This is a genomic window from Burkholderia sp. JPY481, assembly GCF_038900515.1.
GTDB classification, from domain to species: Bacteria; Pseudomonadota; Gammaproteobacteria; order Burkholderiales; family Burkholderiaceae; genus Paraburkholderia; species Paraburkholderia youngii.
Genome location: NZ_JAYMRT010000171.1, coordinates 1 through 316, shown reverse-complemented (window position 1 = coordinate 316; position 316 = coordinate 1). Strand labels below are relative to the sequence as shown.

Sequence of the window (316 nt, the reverse complement as noted above, 5' to 3'; positions counted from 1 at the left end):
CGCGGCGACACATACCTGCGGACCTTGCTCATTCATGGTGCTCGGGCTGTTCTGCGCTATGCACCGAAAAAAACGGATCCTCAGAGCATCTGGCTTCAAGAGCTGATGGCTCGACGCGGGCATAACTGCGCAGCGGTCGCACTGGCCAACAGGAACGCGCGGATCATCCAGGCACTGCTCAGCAGCGAAGTGAAGCGCCCCGGGTTTTCCGGAGACCGTTTTGCTTGCGTCATGCCACAGTGACAGACTCAGCGAGATTTGCATAGTAAGCGGCTTCTGCCTCGGCAGGTGGAATGTTGCCGATGGGGCCGAAGAG

The 316-nt window shown here is 59.2% G+C and carries 1 pseudogene; it reads left to right on the top strand.

Annotation, left to right across the window (positions count from 1 at the left end):
* Positions 1-243, top strand: a pseudogene (locus tag VSR82_RS40190) (hypothetical protein); the annotation flags it as partial.
* Positions 244-316: the final 73 nt, after the last annotated feature.